Source organism: Streptomyces sp. NPDC059456 (assembly GCF_042750055.1).
GTDB lineage: Bacteria > Actinomycetota > Actinomycetes > Streptomycetales > Streptomycetaceae > Streptomyces.
Genome location: NZ_JBHYVA010001000.1, coordinates 1 through 2,121, shown reverse-complemented (window position 1 = coordinate 2,121; position 2,121 = coordinate 1). Strand labels below are relative to the sequence as shown.

Annotated in this window: 2 protein-coding genes; both read left to right on the top strand. The window is 72.6% G+C overall.

Annotated elements, in window-relative coordinates:
- Positions 1 to 1,396, top strand: a 1,396-nt coding sequence (locus tag ACFXA3_RS41525; RefSeq protein WP_385196534.1) for an alkaline phosphatase D family protein, incomplete at its 5' end; no start/stop codon positions are given.
- Between the two features lie 172 nt (positions 1,397 to 1,568).
- Positions 1,569 to 2,121 (top strand): DedA family protein (locus tag ACFXA3_RS41520; RefSeq protein ID WP_385196531.1); only part of this gene is annotated, 553 nt, incomplete at its 3' end.

Below are 2,121 nucleotides of genomic sequence, written 5' to 3'. Positions count from 1 at the left end.
CCACCATTTGTTCGCGCTTGCGACTTTTTTTTATCCGCCCCTGGCCCGGGTTGGGGGGGTGGGGGGGGGGGGGGCCGCGGGGCGGGCCCCCCCCCCCCCCCGGCACGGGCCGCACGGGCCTGATGCGCTGGACACGCTGGCGGCGCGGCTGGCCGCCGATCCGGAGGAGGTGCGGCCGGACGTGCTCCTCCTGCTGGGTGACCAGGTGTACGCGGACCAGCTGTCGCGGGAGACCAGACGGTGGCTCGCGGCCCGGCGGGACCTGCGGGAGGCGCCCGGGGCGCAGGTCGCGGACTACGAGGAGTACACGCGGCTGTACTACGAATCGTGGCTCGACCCGGAGATCCGCTGGCTGCTCTCGACGGTCCCGAGCCTGCAGATGTTCGACGACCACGACGTCGTGGACGACTGGAACACGAGCGCGGCGTGGCTGGCGGAGATGCGGGCGACGCCGTGGTGGCAGGAGCGGGTGCTGAGCGGGCTGATGTCGTACTGGGTGTACCAGCACCTGGGGAATCTCTCGCCGGCCGAGCTCGCGGCCGATGCGGTGTACGCGGCCGTACGTGAGAGCCCGGACGGCACGGACGCACTGCGGGCGTTCGCCGCCGAGGCGGATGCCGATCCGGGGTCGGTGCGCTGGAGCTACCGGCGTGACTTCGGGCGCTCGCGGCTGCTGATGGTGGATACGCGGGCGGCGCGGGTGCTGGCCGAGGGCGGGCGGGCGATGCTCGATCCGTCGGAGCAGCAGTGGCTCCGCGACAACGCCTTCGACGGGCACGGGGGTTATGACCATCTTCTGATCGGGTCGTCGCTGCCGTGGCTGATGCCGCCGTTGATCCATGACGCGGAGGTGTGGGACGCGGCGCTGTGCCGGGGGGAGCGGGGGCCGCGGTGGGCGCGGATCGGGGAGGATCTGCGGCGGCGCAGCGATCTGGAGCACTGGGCGGCGTTCCCCGCCTCGTTCGCGGCGTTGAGCGATCTGATCGAGGAGGTGGGGACGGGTCCGCGGGCTCCGGCGACGGTGTGCGTGCTGTCGGGGGATGTCCATCATGCGTATGTGGCCGAGCCTCGAATACCGAGTACGGCGCGGGTGTTCCAGCTGACGTGCTCGCCGGTGCACAACTCGATCCATGCGGTGGTGAAGTGGGGTTTCCGGCTGGGCTGGTCGCGGATGGGGCGGTGGCTGGGTCGCGGGTTCTCGCGGCACGGGCGGACGGGCCGGCCTCCGTTGAGCTGGCGGCGTACGGGTGGGCCGTGGTTCGGGAACCAGCTGATGACGCTGGCGTTGGCGGGCCGGTCGGCCCGGCTCCGGCTGGACCAGGCGCGCCGGGGGCGCAAGGGGGAGCCGGCTGCCCGGTTGGTGACGGTGCTGGACCGGGAGCTGACGGCGGATTGACGGAGCGCCGTGTGGGTCCGGGCTGACAGACTGTGGGTCCGGGAAGCCCCGGGCATACGGTGGACCAACGCCAGGCGTACGCTGTATGGCTGTCAAGCCGCCCCTGCCGCTCCCGCGCGACGTCGCGGCGCTTCTACGCCGAAGCCCGTCAATCGGACTGGGGAGTCCCGCCTTGTTTGAGACGCTGGGGTCGCTGACCGCGAGCCCGTGGATCTATGTCGTGGTGGCGGTGTCCGTCGTGCTCGACGTGTTCTTGCCGGTGCTGCCGAGCGGGGTTCTGGTGATCACTGCTGCGGCGGCCGCGGCGGCTGCGGGTGCGGCGGGGCCGGTGGGGGTTCCCGCGCAGGTGCCCGACATTCTGGCGCTGCTGGTGATCGCCACGACCTCGTCGGTGCTGGGTGACATGGCCGCGTTCCGGCTGGCTCGGCGGGGTGGGGCCCGGCTCGACCGTGCGATCGCCCGGTCCCGTCGGCTGACTCGTGCCCATGACCGCCTGGGCACGGCTTTGGCGCGTGGTGGCGGCGCCCTGGTGGTGATCGCCCGCTTCGCCCCGGCCGGCCGCTCGGTGGTGTCCCTGGGTGCGGGCAAGACCCACCGCAAGGTCATGGAGTTCCTGCCCTGGTCGGTGCTGGCGGGCATGGCCTGGGCGGGGTACAGCGTGGCCCTGGGGTACTTCGGCACGCAGTGGCTGGGCGCGACCTGGCTGGGCACGGCGGTCTCGGTGG